The organism is Nonomuraea thailandensis (assembly GCF_024172165.1).
In the GTDB taxonomy this organism is placed as follows: Bacteria; Actinomycetota; Actinomycetes; order Streptosporangiales; family Streptosporangiaceae; genus Nonomuraea; species Nonomuraea thailandensis.
Window position 1 is genome coordinate 4,131,791 of sequence record NZ_JAMZEB010000002.1, and the last position, 15,783, is coordinate 4,147,573.

At 72.7% G+C, this 15,783-nt stretch carries 15 protein-coding genes; 9 read left to right on the top strand and 6 right to left on the bottom strand.

What is annotated here, in order from left to right:
* Positions 1 to 180 precede the first annotated feature (180 nt).
* From HD597_RS22505 to HD597_RS22520, 4 genes are all read left to right on the top strand, one after another.
* Complete coding sequence (locus HD597_RS22505; RefSeq protein WP_253744657.1) at positions 181 to 591, top strand: hypothetical protein; 411 nt, start codon at positions 181 to 183, stop codon at positions 589 to 591.
* A 198-nt stretch (positions 592 to 789) separates the two neighbouring features.
* Positions 790 to 1,227 (top strand): DUF6010 family protein, encoded by a 438-nt coding sequence (locus HD597_RS22510; RefSeq protein WP_253744658.1) that lies wholly within the window; start codon positions 790 to 792, stop codon positions 1,225 to 1,227.
* Between the two features lie 108 nt (positions 1,228 to 1,335).
* Positions 1,336 to 2,682 (top strand): MFS transporter, encoded by a 1,347-nt coding sequence (locus HD597_RS22515; protein ID WP_253744659.1) that lies wholly within the window; start codon positions 1,336 to 1,338, stop codon positions 2,680 to 2,682.
* Positions 2,683 to 2,756: 74 nt separating this feature from the next.
* Entirely contained in the window at positions 2,757 to 3,266 is a 510-nt protein-coding gene (locus tag HD597_RS22520; RefSeq protein WP_253744660.1) for an AAA family ATPase, read from the top strand.
* A 119-nt stretch (positions 3,267 to 3,385) separates the two neighbouring features.
* On the opposite strand, the gene HD597_RS22525 is transcribed toward HD597_RS22520, so the two are convergent.
* The 4 genes from HD597_RS22525 to dnaE form a co-directional block, all read right to left on the bottom strand.
* Complete coding sequence (locus HD597_RS22525) at positions 3,386 to 3,796, bottom strand: tautomerase family protein (RefSeq protein WP_253744661.1); 411 nt, start codon at positions 3,794 to 3,796, stop codon at positions 3,386 to 3,388.
* A 1-nt stretch (position 3,797) separates the two neighbouring features.
* Positions 3,798 to 4,367, bottom strand: coding sequence for a TetR/AcrR family transcriptional regulator (locus tag HD597_RS22530; RefSeq protein ID WP_253744662.1), 570 nt, complete (start codon positions 4,365 to 4,367; stop codon positions 3,798 to 3,800).
* A 34-nt stretch (positions 4,368 to 4,401) separates the two neighbouring features.
* Positions 4,402 to 4,713, bottom strand: a complete 312-nt coding sequence (locus tag HD597_RS22535; protein ID WP_253744663.1) for a DUF6300 family protein — start codon at positions 4,711 to 4,713, stop codon at positions 4,402 to 4,404.
* A gap of 61 nt (positions 4,714 to 4,774) precedes the next feature.
* Positions 4,775 to 8,323: a DNA polymerase III subunit alpha gene (gene dnaE / locus HD597_RS22540; RefSeq protein WP_308210678.1), complete on the bottom strand. Its 3,549-nt coding sequence runs from the start codon at positions 8,321 to 8,323 to the stop codon at positions 4,775 to 4,777.
* Between the two features lie 111 nt (positions 8,324 to 8,434).
* Between dnaE and HD597_RS22545 the strand changes: the two genes are divergently transcribed.
* From HD597_RS22545 to HD597_RS22555, 3 genes are all read left to right on the top strand, one after another.
* Positions 8,435 to 9,388, top strand: coding sequence for a LysR family transcriptional regulator (locus HD597_RS22545; RefSeq protein ID WP_253744664.1), 954 nt, complete (start codon positions 8,435 to 8,437; stop codon positions 9,386 to 9,388).
* A gap of 85 nt (positions 9,389 to 9,473) precedes the next feature.
* Entirely contained in the window at positions 9,474 to 10,289 is an 816-nt protein-coding gene (locus tag HD597_RS22550) for an SAM-dependent methyltransferase (RefSeq protein ID WP_253744665.1), read from the top strand.
* 127 nt (positions 10,290 to 10,416) lie between these two features.
* Positions 10,417 to 11,451: a methyltransferase gene (locus tag HD597_RS22555; RefSeq protein ID WP_253744666.1), complete on the top strand. Its 1,035-nt coding sequence runs from the start codon at positions 10,417 to 10,419 to the stop codon at positions 11,449 to 11,451.
* A gap of 1 nt (position 11,452) precedes the next feature.
* Here the strand turns inward: HD597_RS22555 and HD597_RS22560 are convergent, their stop codons facing one another.
* Complete coding sequence (locus tag HD597_RS22560; protein WP_253744667.1) at positions 11,453 to 12,610, bottom strand: hypothetical protein; 1,158 nt, start codon at positions 12,608 to 12,610, stop codon at positions 11,453 to 11,455.
* 229 nt (positions 12,611 to 12,839) lie between these two features.
* Here HD597_RS22560 and HD597_RS22565 point away from each other — a divergent pair, with 229 nt between their 5' ends.
* On the top strand, positions 12,840 to 14,072 hold the full coding sequence (locus HD597_RS22565; protein ID WP_253744668.1) for a serine hydrolase domain-containing protein: 1,233 nt from the start codon (positions 12,840 to 12,842) through the stop codon (positions 14,070 to 14,072).
* Here HD597_RS22565 and HD597_RS22570 read toward each other — a convergent pair.
* Positions 14,062 to 14,712 (bottom strand): TetR/AcrR family transcriptional regulator, encoded by a 651-nt coding sequence (locus HD597_RS22570; protein ID WP_253744669.1) that lies wholly within the window; start codon positions 14,710 to 14,712, stop codon positions 14,062 to 14,064. The genes HD597_RS22565 and HD597_RS22570 overlap by 11 nt on opposite strands.
* A 48-nt stretch (positions 14,713 to 14,760) precedes the next feature.
* Here HD597_RS22570 and HD597_RS22575 point away from each other — a divergent pair, with 48 nt between their 5' ends.
* On the top strand, positions 14,761 to 15,714 hold the full coding sequence (locus HD597_RS22575) for a glycoside hydrolase family 113 protein (RefSeq protein ID WP_253744670.1): 954 nt from the start codon (positions 14,761 to 14,763) through the stop codon (positions 15,712 to 15,714).
* The last annotated feature ends 69 nt before the right edge of the window (positions 15,715 to 15,783 follow it).

A 15,783-nucleotide genomic window follows, 5' to 3' on the forward strand; every position in this document is an offset into this window, starting at 1 on the left:
GCGCGTCCGACTCTGGCGGCAAAGTGTCCGGGGCCGGCGCGCGGCCGGACGGTTCCGGACGAGTTCGCACGCGTCCGTCTGCCCCTCTGTTGGACACCCCCACGGCCCCGTTTAGCTGGCACCGCGCCGGCCGGGAGCCCCCGGACCACGGCCATCCGACACGAGAAAGCAGCACCCATCATGCGTAAGAACCTCCACCAGGCCACCCGCTCGTTCCGCGTGCGCACCGCGCTCGCCTCCTGCGGCGTCACCGCCCTGGCGGTCGTGGCCTGCCTGTCCGTCCCGGCCGCCGCGGCGCCGCAGCATCCCTCGGCCACGGAGGTGCAGCGTGCGAGAGCGGCATGCCCGTCCGGGAACGTGTGCATCTACCCGGACACGTCCTCCAACGGCAACCCGGACACCTACTACCGGTACGGCGCCCACAACCTGAGGAACGTCTTCGGCGACCGCCTGATCATCAACAACCAGACCGGCGGCGCGGGCTTCCGGCTCTGCGCCGCCTACGGCGGGCAGAACTGCGGTGTCCGCCTGGGGCCGGGCCACTACGTCGCGAACCTGTCGCCGGTCAACTCCATCCTGCTGGAGCCGTAACCGGCGGCGTCCACGAGCCGGTCAGGCCGGGCCTTCCCTCTGAGGCCCGGCTTGGCCCGTTCGCCGGTGAACGTGGCAGAAATCCGTTGGAAGTTGTCCATTCACCCCGTGGGGCGCGGCCGGACGGCCGTTCTAAGCTGGCGGCGCCCTCGGCCGGGGTCAACCTCCCTTCCTGCCACGTTCACAGAACGGACTGAAATGTCCATCATCATGCCGATCGTGATCGGCCTGATCGCCGTCACCATCCTCTCCCTCGTTCCCGAGCCGCACCGCCGCCCGCTCAACGCCATCCTGGTCGGCGGTGCGGGCGCCGCCTACCTGAGCGGGTTCGGGCTCGGATACTGGGAGTTCGTGTTGCCCGTCGTCATGGCGTACGTCGCCTACCGGGGCTTGAAGAGCTGGACCTGGATCGGCGTCGGCTGGCTGCTCCACACCGTCTGGGACGTCTTCCACCACCTCAAGGGCAGCCCCATCCTGCCCTTCTCGCACGACTCCTCCTTCGGCTGCGCCATCTGCGATCCGGTGATCGCCCTGTGGTGCTTCGCCGGCGGCCCGTCCGTCCCCGGCCTGATCCGCGCCCGCTTCACCCGCAAGCCGCCCACCCCGCTCATCACCGGCCCCGGCCGTCCGGCGTAGCCCACCTCGGCGCACAACCGCTGGTTGTCCGTACGTCCGCGCCCGTTGTTTGAGCGTGCGGCCCTTTTCCGTGTTGGATCGGCACCCGGTCCGATCGGAGGGAGAGGGATGGCGGGCGACGAGAGGCTGGGGCGTGACTTCGGCCGGCTGTGGGGGGCCTACGCGACCAGTTCCCTGGGCACATGGCTGGCGCTGGACTCGCTCCCGCTGATCGCCGTCCTCGTGCTGGACGCGAGCGCCGCGCAGCTCTCCTGGATGGCGGCGGCCTCAGGAGCGGCCGGGGCGCTGCTGGCGGTGCCGCTGGGGCCGTGGGTCGAGTTCCAGCGGAAACGGCCGCTGATGATCCGCGCGGATCTGGTGCGCTTCCTCGTGCTGATGAGCGTGCCGGCCGCGTACGTGCTGGGGCTGCTGACCTACGTGCAGCTCCTGGCGGTGGCCATGGTGGTCGCCGTGTCGGACATCGTCTTCGTCGGGGCCAGCGGGGCGCACCTGAAGTCCCTGGTCCCCGACCGGCACCTGACGCGGGCCAACGGCCGGTTCGAAACCGTCACCTGGGTGTCCACGGCCATCGGCCCGCCGGCCGGCGGCGCGCTCATCGGCCTGCTCGGGCCGGTCGCCACGGTCGTCCTGAACGCCGTCAGCTACGCGCTGTCCGCGCTCGGCATCCGCGCGATCACCGCACCTGAGCCCCCTCCGCCCGTCCGACCGGCCCAGCCTCCTCCACCCGCGCCGCCGTCCCACCCGGCCCCGCCTGCCCCGCCTGCCCCGTCTGCGCCTCCTGCCGAGCCTGCGCCTCCTGCTCCGCCTACGTCTCCGCCGCCTGCCCCATCGGACCCGCCGCCCCCTGCCGGTCGGGCCGCCGGCGGCTCCCGGCCGGGGGAGGTGGCGGCGGGCTGGCGCGTGATCGCCGCCGACCGCGACCTGCGGCTGCTGCTCGCCAACACCGTGCTGGTGAACGCGCTCATCATGGCCACCGCTCCCCTGCTGCTCCACCTGATGCTGAACGACCTGGGCTTCACGCCGCTGGAGTACGGGCTCGGCTTCGGCGTCCCGTGCCTCGGCGGCATCGTGGGGGCGCGGCTGTCCCGGCCGCTGGTGCGCCGCTTCGGGGAGCGGCGGATCCTGCTCGGCTTCGGCGCCGCCCGCGCCGTCTGGCTGGTCGGGCTGGTCTTCGTCGGGCCCGGCACGGGTGGGCTGCTCGTCGTCATGGCGGTCGAGATGGCCATGATCACGTGCATCGGGGTCTTCAATCCGGTGCTGGCGACGTACCGGCTGCGCAGGCCGCCGAAGGAGACGCTGGCCCGCGTCCTGACGGCGTGGACGATCACCAGCCGCGCGGCCATCGCCACGGCCACGGCCCTGTGGGGCGTGCTGGCGGGCGTGGTCGGCGGACGGGCGGCGATCGCCGTCGCCGGGATCCTGCTCATCGGCACCACCGCCCTCCTGCCACGCTGACGGCACAGGGCGGGGGCGCGCGGAAGCGACGGGCGCGGGGCGGCGGCGAGGGCGCGGGTGGCTGGCATCGGCGGATGGATGATCGTTCGTGTGGACCGCTGTGCCTGCTCGCCGGCGCGCCGGGAGCGGGCAAGACCACCCTGCTCCCGCACCTCGTCCGGGCGGCGGACGGGCTGGTCGTGATGGACATGGACGAGTTGCTGGAGGACGGCGGACTGATCGGGGTGGCGATCGCGGAGCCGGAGGCCGCGCCGGTGTGGCCTGCCTACGACCGGTTGTGGGGACGCGTCGTGTCGATGGTGCGCCGCGCCGGGCATCCTGTGCTGCTGATGTGCCCGATTCCCGACGCCGACGAGCTCGCTCCGGGAGCGCGCTGGGACGGGCCGGTGCGGTGGGCGCTGCTGGACTGCCCCGATGACGAGCGGGTGCGCAGGTTGCGCGAGCGTGGCGCGCCTCAGGAGTGGATCGACGACGCGGTGGCGGACGCAGCGCAGGGACGTGCGCTCATCCCCACCGTGTTCCAGGCCGTAGGCGGGGGGCACGACGAGCTGGCGGCGCGGGTGTTGTCCTGGGCGCGCCACTGAGAGCGCACGCCGGCCGGTCGTCGCACCCGCACGCCGCCCGGCCGTCCCACCAGCACGCGAACGACGCCGGCAGCTCGCGCCGCCCGAGGCACACGTCGCCCGGGGCACGCGTCGATCGCTCAATCGGCGGGACCGTCCGTCCCCTGGGAAACGGCGTACTGGGCGAGGCCCTCCCCGAACGACCAGTCGATCGACTCGTTCTCGGTCAGGAAGACGAACACGTTGCGCGGGTCGGTGCCCGCGTAGGAGCGGGCGAGTTCCGCGATCCGCCGGTAGAGCGCCTGCTTCTGCTCGGACGAACGGCCGGAGCGCAGGGTGATCGCGACGTACACGAGGTCGTCGTCGCGGCGGATGCCGGGGAAGTCGCCGTAACGCAGCGTGCCGCGCGCGCCGTCGTGGGCGGTCAGCACCTGGAACAGGTCGCCGGGCGGGATGCCGATCGTCTCGATCAGGGCGTCGTGCACGGCGCGGCCGAGCGCGTCGAGCCGGGCGGCGTCGGCCCGCAGGGCGTCTATGCGGACGAAGGGCATGTCAGCGGTTCTCCTTCTGCTGCAGGACGAGGGCGAGTGCGCCCTCGACGGCCTGGGCGTAGACCTGCGGGGAGCCGGCGGCGCGGGCCAGGACGTAGCCGCCCTGCACGACCGCGACCAGCGCGGCGGCCGTGGCCGCGGGGTCGAGGGCGGGGTGCAGCTCGCCCTCGGCGCGACCCTGCGCGAGCAGGCCGGCCAGGGTGCCGGTGAGCCAGGCGAACGTCTCCTCGACGGGCCTGCGCAGCTCGGGATCGGCCATGACGTCCGGGTCCTGGGTGAGGCGGCCGACCGGGCAGCCCTTGAGCGCGTCGCGCTCGCGGCGCAGGTAGGCGGCGATGCGCTCGGCCACGGTGCCGGGGCCGTCGAACGCGGCGCGGGCCCGCTCGCGCAGCTCGTCGGCGCTGCGGGTGATCGCGGCGAGCGCCAGGTCGGGCTTGCCGTGGAAGTGGTGGTACATGCTGCCCTGGCCAGCGCCGGAGCGCTGCTGGATCGCCTTGGGGCTGGTGCCCACGTAGCCGCGCTCCCACAGCAGCTCGCGGGTGCTCTCGATGAGTCGTTCCCTCGTGTCCACGAGCAGACATACTAGTAGGTACAGAGATGGGCGGTCACAGCTCACCCCTGTGCCAGGCCTCCGTCTCGGCCCGCAGCGCGTCGTCGTCCGGCGTCTGCGGGCGGGCGCGGCCGAGCCACTGGTGCAGCAGCCTGGCCAGGAGTTCCGCGTGCTCGGTGCGGGCCGTGCCGTGGACGGCGAAGTAGGTGACGAGCGGGTCGCCGGCGTCGCAGCGGGCGCACAGCAGCACCTCGCCGTGCCCGCGCACCGGGCGGCCCGACGCGTTCGTCCAGGTGCTCGGCAGGCGCAGGACGGCCAGCACCTCGCCGGTGCGGCAGCGGGGGCAGGCGGGCGGCACACTGCTCATGCCCGGCCGCCTCCCAGCGAGCCGCGGCCCGCGGAAACACCGCGGCTCGCGGGGGTGCCGCTCATGCGCTGCCGATCGCAGCGGCGCCGAGGAGGGCCTTGATGTCGCCGTAGAACGCCGGGCCCGGAGTGACCTGGAAGGGGACCAGGTCGAGCAGGAGGTTGCCGGCGTGCCGGCGGTGCAGGTGCACGTGGACGGGCGCGCGGCCGGGATGGGCGGCCAGGATGTGCTTGAACTCCTGGACGACGCGCGCGCTCAGATGGCCCTCCTGGATCGAGATCACCACGGGCTGCTCGGCGCCGGCCGCCGAGACGTCCAGGACGGAGACCTCCTCGCCGTACACGCTGACCGTCTCGTCGCGCACGTTGATCCGGCCGCGCAGCGAGATGACCCGGTCCTCGGCCAGCGCCTCGCCGTACAGCGTGTACGTCTTGGGGAAGATCAGGCACTCCACGGAGGCGTCGTGGTCCTCCAGGGTGACGATCGCCCACGGGCTGCCCTGCTTGGTGACCTTGCGCTGGAGGCCGGAGACAATGCCGCTGACCCGGACGGCCCCGTCCTGGCGTCCCGAGGCGATCAGGTCGGCGATCGTGGTGTCGCGGCCGGCGTCCAGGACGCGTTCGGCGCCGTCGAGGGGGTGGCTGGAGACGTACAGGCCGAGCATCTCGCGTTCGAAGGCGAGCAGGGTGGCCTTGTCCCACTCGCCGCCGGGGACCGCGATCGAGAAGGCGCTGCCCTGGCCCGCCTCGCCGGAGCCGAACAGCGTGTCCTGGCCGTGGGCCTCGTTGCGCTTGACGTCGATGATCGCGTCGACGGCCTGCTCGTGCACCGCCACCAGGCCCTTGCGCACGTGCCCCAGCGAGTCGAAGGCGCCCGCCTTGGCCAGCGACTCGATGACGCGCTTGTTGCAGACGACGGACGGCACCTTGGTGAGGAAGTCGTCGAAGCCGGTGTAGGGGCCCTTGGCCTCACGGGTGCTGACGACGGCGTCCACGACGTTGGCGCCGACGTTGCGCACGGCGCCGAGGCCGAAGCGGATGTCGGAGCCGACGGCGGTGAAGTCGAGCCTGCTGGCGTTGACGTCGGGCGGCAGCACCTTGATGCCGAGGCGGCGGCAGTCGGACAGGTAGACGGCCATCTTGTCCTTGTCGTCGCCGACGGAGGTGAGCAGCGCGGCCAGGTACTCGCAGGGGTGGTTGGCCTTGAGGTAGGCCGTCCAGTAGGAGACCAGGCCGTAGCCGGCGGTGTGCGACTTGTTGAAGCCGTAGCCGCTGAAGGGCACGAGCACGTCCCAGACGGCCTTGATCGCCTCGGCGGAGAAGCCACGGCCGCGCATGCCCGCCGAGAACCTGTCCCACTCGGCGTCCAGCACCTCCTTCTTCTTCTTGCCCATGGCGCGGCGCAGCAGGTCGGCGGCGCCGAGCGAGTAGCCGGCGAGCTGCTGGGCGATGGCCATGACCTGCTCCTGGAAGACGACCAGGTGGTAGGTGTCGCCCAGGATGGGCTCGAGCACGTCCTCCAGCTCGGGGTGGATCGGCTCGACCCGCTGCTTGCCGGTCTTGCGCAGCGCGTAGTTGGTGTGGGCGTTCATCTCCATCGGGCCCGGCCGGTAGAGCGCGTTGACGGCCGCGATGTCGGTGAACGTGGTGGGCTGCATGAGCCGCAGCAGGACCCGCATGCCGCCGCTGTCGAGCTGGAAGACGCCGAGCGTGTCGCCGCGGGCCAGCAGCTCGTAGGTGGTGGCGTCGTCGGTCGGGACCTCGAAGATGTCGATCTCGACGCCCTTGTTGGCGCGGACGTTGGCGATCGCGTCGCCGATCACGGTCAGGTTGCGCAGCCCGAGGAAGTCCATCTTCAGCAGGCCCATGTCCTCGGCCTGCGTGAACGGGAAGCCGGTGATGACGGGCCCGCCGGCCTTGGGCTTGACCAGCGGGATCACGTCGATGAGCGGCTCGCTGGACAGGATGACGCCGGCGGCGTGCACGCCGGTGCCGCGGGTGAGGCCCTCGATGCCGGTCGCGGTGTCGATCACCCGTCTGACGTCGGGGTCCTGCTCGTACATGGCGCGCAGCTCGGCCGCCTCGCCGTGGCGGGCGTGGCTCCGGTCGTGGATGGCGGCCAGGGGGATCTCCTTGCCGCCGACCGCGGCGGGGAAGGCCTTGGTGATGCGGTCGCCGACGGCGTAGGGCAGGCCCAGCACGCGGCAGGAGTCCTTGACGGCGGCCTTGGCCTTGATGGTGCTGAAGGTGACGATCTGGCAGACGCGGTCGTCGCCGTACTTGCGGGTGACGTAGTCGATCATCTCGTCCCGCCGCCGGTCGTCGAAGTCGAGGTCGACGTCCGGCATGGTGATGCGCTCGGGGTTGAGGAAGCGCTCGAAGATGAGCTTGTGCTCGATCGGGTCGAGCTGGGTGATGCCGGTGCAGTACGCGACCATCGACCCGGTGGCGGAGCCGCGCCCCGGGCCGAGGCCGATGCCGTGCTCGCGGGCGTGGCGGCAGATGTCGGCCACCACGAGGAAGTAGCCGGGGAAGCCCATGGCGTCGATGACGGACAGCTCGTGGTCGATGCGGCCGAGCACGTCGGGCGGCGGGTCGCCGCCGTAGCGTCGGCGGGCGCCGGCGAGGGTCTCCCGGCGCAGCCAGGACGACTCGGTCTCGCCTTCCGGCACGGGGAAACGCGGCGTCAGGTCGCGGTGGGCGAACACCTCGCCGTAGTCGCCGACGCGCTCGGCGATCAGCAGCGTGTTGTCGCACGCGCCGGGCACCTCGGCGTCCCACAGCTCGCGCATCCGGGCGGCGGGCTTGAGGTGGTAGCCGCTGCCGCTGAAGCGGAAGCGGTCGGCGTCGGCGAGCCGCTTGCCGGTGCCGACGCACAGCAGCGCGTCGTGCGCGTCCGCCTGGTCCTCGGTGACGTAGTGGGAGTCGTTGGTGGCCAGCGGCGGCAGCGCGAGCCGCCTGCCCAGGCGCAGCAGGTCCTCGCGGATGCGGCGCTCGATGGGCAGGCCGTGGTCCATCAGCTCCAGGTAGTAGTTGCCGGCGCCGAAGAGGTCGCGGTAGCGGGCGGCGGCCTCGACGGCCCGGTCGTACTGGCCGAGGCGGAGCCGGGTCTGGACCTCACCGGACGGGCAGCCGGTGGTGGCGATGAGCCCGGCGCCGTACTCGGCGAGCAGCTCATCGTCCATGCGCGGATATTTCTGGACGTGTCCTTCCAGCCAGGCGCGGGACTGGAGGCGGAACAGGTTCCGCAGGCCCTGGGCGTCGGCCGCCCACATGGTCAGGTGCGTGTAGAGGCCGCGCCCGGAGACGTCGCCGCCCTCGCCGGTGTCGTCGTTCGAGCGGCGCAGCGCGAGGTTGTCGCTGTAGTAGACCGGCTGGCGGTGGCGCCGGGAGGCGGGGGCCAGGTACGCCTCGATGCCGATGACCGGCTTGACGCCGGCCTCGCGCGCGGACCGGTGGAACTCGTACGCCCCGTGCACGTTGCCGTGGTCGCTCATCGCCACGGCGGGCATGCCCTGCCGGGCCACCTCCGCCATCAGCAGGCCGACCTTCGCGGCGCCGTCGAGCATGCTGTACTCGGTGTGCACGTGCAGATGGACGAAGGATCCCACCGGCTGATCACCCCTGCTGGTTGTAGGCTCTGGGACGGCCCGCGCAATTCGACCCGAGAGCAGGTGGGGTTGTCCAACAATCGACACGCCGATCCGGCACAACCATTGGTTGTGGAAGAAGGTGAGGCGGACCTGGATCTCGGCACGGTCCGCGCGTTCGTGGCCGTCACCGAGGAGCGGTACTTCAGCGAGGCCGCCACCCGCCTGGGGATCAGCCAGCAAGCCGTCTCGAAGCGGATCGCGAAGCTGGAGTCGGACCTGGGGCTGAGGCTGCTGTCCCGCACCCGCAACGGGGCCGAGCCGACCGAGGACGGGCGGGCGTTCCTGCCCCACGCCCGCGCCCTGGTCGCGATCGCCGACCAGACGCGGGAGGTCCTGCGGGGGCGGCGGCGCGCGCTGCGGGTGGACGTCCTGGACACCCGGCTGCCCGCCACCGACCTCCTCAGAACCTTCCACCGGGCCCTCCAACGGGCGAACCAGGAGGCGGGCGTCGAGATCGTCACCTCCAACGGGCTCAGATCCGCCCGCGTCGCGCTCGAGCGCGGCGCCGTGGACGCCGCCTTCTGCCGCGCGAGCGGCCCGCTGGAGGAGCTCGGCAGCGTGCCCGCCGTCCTGGAGCCGATCCACCTGCTGGTCAGCCGCGGCCATCCGCTCGCCGGGCGGACGTCGGTGCGGATGGCGGAGCTGGCCGGCACGGTGGTGTGGATGCCCGGCAACGTCCCCGGCAGCGAGTGGGAGGAGCTCTACCGCCTGCTCGGTGACGCGTTCGGCTTCCGGATCGACGCCTCGGGGCCGGACTTCGGCTGGGAGCACTTCGTGGCCGACGTCGGCGCCGGCCGGGGGGTGAGCCTCGTCGGCGGCCTGATCCGCCTGCCCTGGCATCCGGACACCGTGCAGGTCCCGCTCGTCGAGCCCGCACCCGTCTACCCGGCCTCGCTGCTGTTCCACCGGCGCAACCGCCATCCGGTGCTGGAGGCGCTCGTGCGGTTCGTGACGGCCGACCGGCCGGCGTTCGACCCCGCGCGCCAGTGGCTGCCCGAGCCCGACCGGGCCGCGTTCAGCTGAACTTGGGGTTTCTCGAAGGTCTGGAAGATCATGGAACGCCGGATTTACCCGTATGATCCCGTCCAGGCGAGGAAGGCAGGCAGCGGTGGACGAGAACGTTCCCCAGGGCATCGACCCGACGGTGCCCAGCGTCGCCCGGATGTACGACTACTACCTGGGCGGCAAGGACAACTTCGCGGCGGACCGGGAGGCGGCCGAGCAGATCATCCGGCTCGCCCGCGAGGCCGGCACCGACGTGCGGGAGGTGGCCCTGGCCAACCGCGGGTTCCTCACCCGCGCCGTGCAGCACCTCGCCGAGGCCGGGGTGCGGCAGTTCCTCGACATCGGCGCCGGGCTGCCCACGCAGGACAACGTGCACCAGGTGGTGCAGCGCATCGCGCCGGGCTCGAAGGTCGTCTACGTCGACAACGATCCGATCGTGCTGACCCACGCCCAGGCCCTGCTGGCCGACAACCCCGACACGTTCGCCGTCCAGGGCGACCTGCACCGGCCGGCGGACATCCTCAAGGCCGCCGCCGCCCACCTGGACTTCGAGCGGCCCGTGGCGATCGTCGTGGCCGCCGTCCTGCACTTCTTCCACGACGACGGCGAGGTGGCCGCGATCGCGGCCACCCTGCGGGAGACGCTGGCGCCGGGCGGGTACCTGGTCCTCTCGCACGGCTACGTCGAGCCGGGCGAGGGCGACCCGGACAGGCTGGACGAGGCGCGCGGCGTCTACCGGCGCTCGGCCTCGGGCGCGGTCGCCTGGCGCGACCGCGAGACCGTGCGCGGCTACTTCGACGGGCTGGAGCTGCTGGAGCCCGGGATCGTGCCGGCTCAGGAGTGGCGCAACGACGACCCGTACCTGCCGCCTGGACTGGCCAAGGGCGGCGTCCTGGCCGGTGTCGGCCGCCGCGTCTGACCCGCCGCTGAGAGGGTTCGCGCGCCCGGCCTGCCGCTGCTCCGGGGAGGCCGCGCGCCCCGCTTGTCTCCTCGGCAGAGCGCGTTTACCGTGTCTCCTGGATCCCCAGCCGACCGGAGGCTTCGCCATGCCGACAGAGATCAGCGGTGAGAGGCCCGCCGACGGGCGGGAAGCGACGCGGTACCTCATCGACGAGGCGCTCGGCTACGTCTACCCGGGCGCGCTGCGCGCGGCGGCCTCGCTCGGCGTCGCGGACCTGCTGGCCGGCGGGCCGCTGACCGTGGCGGAGCTGGCCGGGCAGACCGGCGTGCACGAGGCGGGCCTGCGCCGGGTCCTGCGGGTGCTGGCCACGCGCGGCGTCTTCGAGGAGCTGGCCGACGGCCGCTTCGGCCTCACCCCGATCGGGCAGGCGCTGCGCTCCGACGCGCCCCTGTCGGCGCGGCCGGCCGTCATCATGCTCACCGACACCACCCTGTGGCGGCCCGCCGGCGAGGTGGAGCTGTCGCTGCAGCGGGGCGGCTCGGTGTTCGAGGACATCTTCGGCATGTCGTTCTTCGACTACATCGCCGGGAGCCCGCAGACCGCCGCCGCCTTCCACACCGGCATGGCGGCCTTCTCCGACCAGGAGAACGAGCTCATCGCCGCCGCCTACGACTTCCCCGGGTCCGGGGTCGTGGCCGACGTCGGCGGCGGGCACGGCGGGTTCCTGCTGGAGGTGCTGCGCCGGCGTCCCGGCCTGGACGGCGTGCTGATGGACGAGGAGCACGTGGTGGCCGGGCACCGGCTCGACACCGAGGAGGTCAAGGGCCGCTGGCGGGTGGTGCCCGGCGACTTCTTCGCCGAGGTGCCCGCCGGGGCGGACGTCTACGTGATCAAGCGCGTCCTGCACGACTGGGACGACGAGAGCTGCGTGACCATCCTGCGCAACTGCCGGCGCGCGATGGTGCCCGGGGGGCGGATCCTGGTCATCGACGCGGTCGTGCCGCCCGGCAACGAGCCCCACCAGGCCAAGGCCGTGGACATGATGCTGATGACCGCGTTCCCCGGGCGGGAGCGCACGGAGGCGGAGTTCGCCGATCTGCTCGCGGCGGCCGGGCTGCGGATGTCCCGGGTCGTGCCGACGGGGACGGTGGTCTCCGTCGTGGAGGCGGTCGAGCCGTAGCTCAGGCGCACGAGAGCCGGACGGGGCCCGCCACCATCGACTGGTCGCCCGTCGTGTTGCCCCTGCCGGTGTCCTTGATCTCCACCATGACCAGGCCGCCGGTGACCGTGACGGTCGAGGGCGCGGCGACCCAGGTGCCGCGGCGCATGCGCTGGTCGAGGGTGAACTCGGCGACCGTGCGGGCGTCCTTGTCGAAGCCGTCGCTGACCGTGTACCAGACGCGCTGTCCGGCCAGGCCCGAGTTGGGGATGTACACGCCCACCGCGCACTGGTGCCTGCCGCGCAGGCCGGTGGTGAAACGCCACTGGAACGTGTTCGCCGTTCGTACGGCGGCGGCGGGGTCGTACGTCAGGTCCGAGAACAGGAAGCCCTCCCCGCAGCCCGCGCCGGTCCAGCCGCCGGCCCTGGCGTCCTTCCAGCCAGCCCGGCCCGGGGCGCCGATGATGTTCACGCTCCGGGTGGTGTCGCGGGGGCAGCTCGGGCCGGCGACGGCCGAGAAGGCGAGGTCGCTCCCGGTCCTGCGCTCCCGCGTGGCCTGTTCCTCCGAGCGGGTGGGCCGGGCGGTGGGGGCGGCCGTGGGCCCGGCCGGTGCGGCCAGTGCCGTGGTGGGCTTCGCGTCCTGGTTGAGCAGGGTGACGGCCAGCAAGCCGACCTGGGCGAGCACTCCGGCCGCCACCCACACCTTGATGGACCCCCGCCACCGTCGCGCCCGCGCCACGGAGGCGGGCGCCTGCGCTGGGGATGCGGGCGCCTGTGCTGGGGATGATGGTGCCTGCGGCGTAGGTACGGGTGCCTGCGGCGTAGGTACGGGTGCCTGCGCGGAGGGCGCGAGGGCGTGCGCCGCAGGGGCCGTCGCGGTGCGGGGCGGCGGCGCCACGGCTTCGGCCGGGCGGGGAGGCGGCGCCGGAGCCTGTGTCCGGCGTGGTGGCGGGGTCGCCGGGCGGACCTGCCGGAACTGCACCGTGGCCACGGCCGCCTCGTCGGGCCGATCACTCCTGTCCGCCCGCTCGTCCCGTACGGGGCGCCGGCCCCGCTCCTCCCGTACGGGGCGCTGGCCCCGCTCGCCGCGCGCGGGGCGCTGGGTCCGGTCCGGTGGCGCGGGCACGGGCACCGGCTGTCCCTGCCTGTGCCGCCCACCCGCCGCTCTCTTGCTCGTCATCGTGGCCCCCTGGATGCCGGCTGCCGCCCTCCCTCGGAGCGGCCCTCCGCTCCTGAATACGACCGGATGTGATGACCGGCCTGCTCACCATGATGACCAGCGTTGACCGGACCACCGTGGACACCCTCGCCGGTACCTGAGGATGACGCGCCGTTCCTCCTCCAGCCGGATGGCCCGACCGGACGGCGCCGGTCGAGGATCGAGGTACTCACACGCTGAGGAGGGGACCTTGAGAAGAATCATGATCGCGTTTCTCGCCGCGTTATCGGTGGGAGCCACGACGCTGTCCGGAACCGCCGCGGGGGCCCAGGGCTCCGAGCTGGACCGGCAGCGACTGCGCCAGAGTTTGAACGCCGTCCACGAGGCCGGCATGTACGGCACCTACTCCCACGTGGCCGGCGGCCGCGAGAGCTGGAAGGGCGCCGCCGGCGTCGCCGACGTGGACACCCGCCGCCCCGTACACCCCGGCATGGTGCACCGGATCGGCAGCATCACCAAGACGTTCGCCGCCGTGGCCGTCCTCCAGCAGGTCGGCCGGGGCACGATCGAGCTCGACGCGCCCGTGGCCCGCTACCTGCCGGGCCTGATCCCGGGCGAGCGCGGGCAGCAGATCACCGTTCGCATGCTGCTCAACCACACCAGCCACCTCTCCGACTACGACCACCTGATCTTCCGGACGGTCGAGGACCTGGACGCCAACCGCTTGCGCACCTGGCAGCCGCAGGAGCTGATCGACCTGGCTCTCGCCGCCCCCGCGACCGGCCAGCCCGGGGTGACGCCCGGTGAGTACTCCAACACCAACTACATCGTCGCGGGCCTGCTGCTGGAGAAGGTCACAGGCGTCAAGGCCGAGCGGTACATCACCGACCACGTCATCCGCAAGGCGGGGCTGCGCCACACGTCCTTCCCGCGCACCCCGCACATCCCGGGGCCGCACTCCAAGGCGTACGAGGGGTTGTCCGGGCTCATCGACCCGCCCAGGGACTACAGCGTCTACGACATGTCGCTCGCCTGGACGGCGGGCGCCATCGTCTCGACCATGGAGGACCTCAACCGCTTCTACCGGCTGCTGCTGCGCGGCGACCTGATCGACGCCGGGCTGCTCGCCGAGATGATGAGGACGGTGCCGCTCAGGGCGGGCGCGTCCGTGTCCGACTACGGTCTGGGCATCTTCCCGCTGGATCTGCCGTGCGGCCGGTTCTGGGGGCACGAGGGCGGGGTCATCGGCATGACCACGGTGTCGTTCTCCAGCCCGGACGGCGAGCGCCGCTTCTCGATGGGCTTCAACCTGACGGGTTACCAGCGCTTCGACGAGAACGGCAACCCGGTGCCGCATCCCGTTGACGCGGCGGTCTGGGAGCACCTCCTGGCCGCGGCCTGCGGGCCGTCCGCCACGGCCACGGCGAAGACTGCGCCCCCCGCCACGCCGTTCCAGCTGGACCGGATCCCGATCAGGAGGTGACCCGAGCGGCCCGCCCGGGGGGCGGGCCCGGTGCGGGCCCGGTGTCGCGGGAGCGGGACAGGGCCGTGACCAGCGGCAGGTAGACCTCGTCGGCGATCTCGACCAGCACCTCGTCGGGGACGGTGGGCTCGCCCCTGGTGACGAACTCGTTGCGCAGCAGGCCCACCGCCACCGTCGCGACCCTGCCCGTGACCTCGATGCCCGCCCGCCGCAGCACGGCCTGCCACATGCCCGCGCCGCCGTCCGTGGCCCCGTCCGTTGTGCCGGCCGTTGTGCCGGCCGTGGCGCGCGAGTGCAGGATGGCCAGCAGTTCCGGGTCGTCCGCCGCGCCGGCCAGCAGCCCGCGCAGGATCTCGCCGAGCGGCGACGACCAGTGGCTGTTGGCGGCGCGCAGCAGGGCCAGGACGTCGCCGCGCAGGCTGCCCGTGTCGGGGATCACCGTGCGTTCGGCGGCCAGCCCCGCGTAGGCGGCGACGCCGAGCGCGGCGCGGTTGGGCCAGCGGCGGTAGAGCGCGTTCTTGTTGGTGCCCGCCCGCTGGGCCACCCGTTCCATGGTCAGCCGGGCATATCCGGATTCGAGTAGCTCATCCTGGGCCGCCTTCAGAATGGCCTGCTCCAGCTCTTGACCGCGACGCCTCATGCGTACCAGGGTACGGTACGTACCGTACCTTTTGGAAGGGATGAGAACATGCGCGGCAAGGGCATCGTGTACGACACCGGCATCGTGATCGGCGGCCACGACACCAGGCAGACGTTCGACCTCGACGCCGTCCGGCACGACCTCCGGGTGATCGCGCGCGACCTGCGCTGCACGGCCGTCAGGATCATCGGCTCGAACCCCGGCAGGCTGGAGGCGGCCGCCCGCGAGGCGGCCGCCGCCGGGCTGGAGGTGTGGTTCTCCCCGTTCACCGCCGACCTGTCGCCGTCGGAGCTGCTCGACCTGTTCGCCGACTGTGCCGGGAGGATCGAGGGCACCGGCATGGTGTTCGTGGCGGGGGCGGAGCACAGCCTGCTCAACCGGGGTTTCCTGCCCGGCGACACGATCGGGGACCGGATCGGGCTGCTGTCGGAGCCGGAGCGGCTGCGCGAGCACCTCGGGCGGGTGCCCGCGCTGATCAACGCGTTCCTGGAGGACGCCGTGACGGTGATCAGGCAGCGGTTCACCGGGAGGATCACGTACGCGGCCATCCCCTTCGAGTCCGTGGACTGGTCGCCGTTCGACATCGTCGGGATGGACCTGTACCGGTCGGCGGAGATCGCCGACCGGTACCGCGACGGGGTGCGCGACCTGGTCGCGCGCAGCGGCAAGCCGGTGGCGATCACCGAGGTGGGATGCATGACGTTCCAGGGCGCCGGCGATCTCGGGGCGCGGGGCACGGAGGTGGTGGAGTACGACGGGCACCGGCCGGTGGGGCTGAGCCGGCCGCTCGCGCGTGACGAGGGCGAGCAGGCCACCTACCTGCGGGAGGTGCTGGACGTGTGCGAGCAGGCGGGCGTGGACAGCGTGTTCGTCAACACCTTCGCGCAGTTCGACCTGCCCGGGGAGCTCGACGCGGCCAGCTACGGCGTCGTCCGGGTGACCGGTGAGACGTCGTGGGAGCCGAAGGAGGCCTTCCATCTGCTGGCCAAGCGCTACGGCTGAGCTCCCGCGCTCCGGCGTCGCCCCGTGACGCAGCCGACGCCGCTCCGGCGTCGCCCGTGATGCGACCGA

What these genes read in the sequence shown, in the direction of transcription:
- HD597_RS22505 (WP_253744657.1), top strand. Translation starts at nt 181, where the DNA reads ATGCGTAAGAACCTCCACCAGGCCACCCGCTCGTTCCGCGTGCGCACC.
- HD597_RS22510 (WP_253744658.1), top strand. Translation starts at nt 790, where the DNA reads ATGTCCATCATCATGCCGATCGTGATCGGCCTGATCGCCGTCACCATC.
- HD597_RS22515 (WP_253744659.1), top strand. Translation starts at nt 1,336, where the DNA reads ATGGCGGGCGACGAGAGGCTGGGGCGTGACTTCGGCCGGCTGTGGGGG.
- HD597_RS22520 (WP_253744660.1), top strand. Translation starts at nt 2,757, where the DNA reads ATGGATGATCGTTCGTGTGGACCGCTGTGCCTGCTCGCCGGCGCGCCG.
- HD597_RS22525 (WP_253744661.1), bottom strand. Translation starts at nt 3,796, where the DNA reads ATGCCCTTCGTCCGCATAGACGCCCTGCGGGCCGACGCCGCCCGGCTC.
- HD597_RS22535 (WP_253744663.1), bottom strand. Translation starts at nt 4,713, where the DNA reads ATGAGCAGTGTGCCGCCCGCCTGCCCCCGCTGCCGCACCGGCGAGGTG.
- HD597_RS22555 (WP_253744666.1), top strand. Translation starts at nt 10,417, where the DNA reads ATGCCGACAGAGATCAGCGGTGAGAGGCCCGCCGACGGGCGGGAAGCG.
- HD597_RS22560 (WP_253744667.1), bottom strand. Translation starts at nt 12,610, where the DNA reads ATGACGAGCAAGAGAGCGGCGGGTGGGCGGCACAGGCAGGGACAGCCG.
- HD597_RS22570 (WP_253744669.1), bottom strand. Translation starts at nt 14,712, where the DNA reads ATGAGGCGTCGCGGTCAAGAGCTGGAGCAGGCCATTCTGAAGGCGGCC.
- HD597_RS22575 (WP_253744670.1), top strand. Translation starts at nt 14,761, where the DNA reads ATGCGCGGCAAGGGCATCGTGTACGACACCGGCATCGTGATCGGCGGC.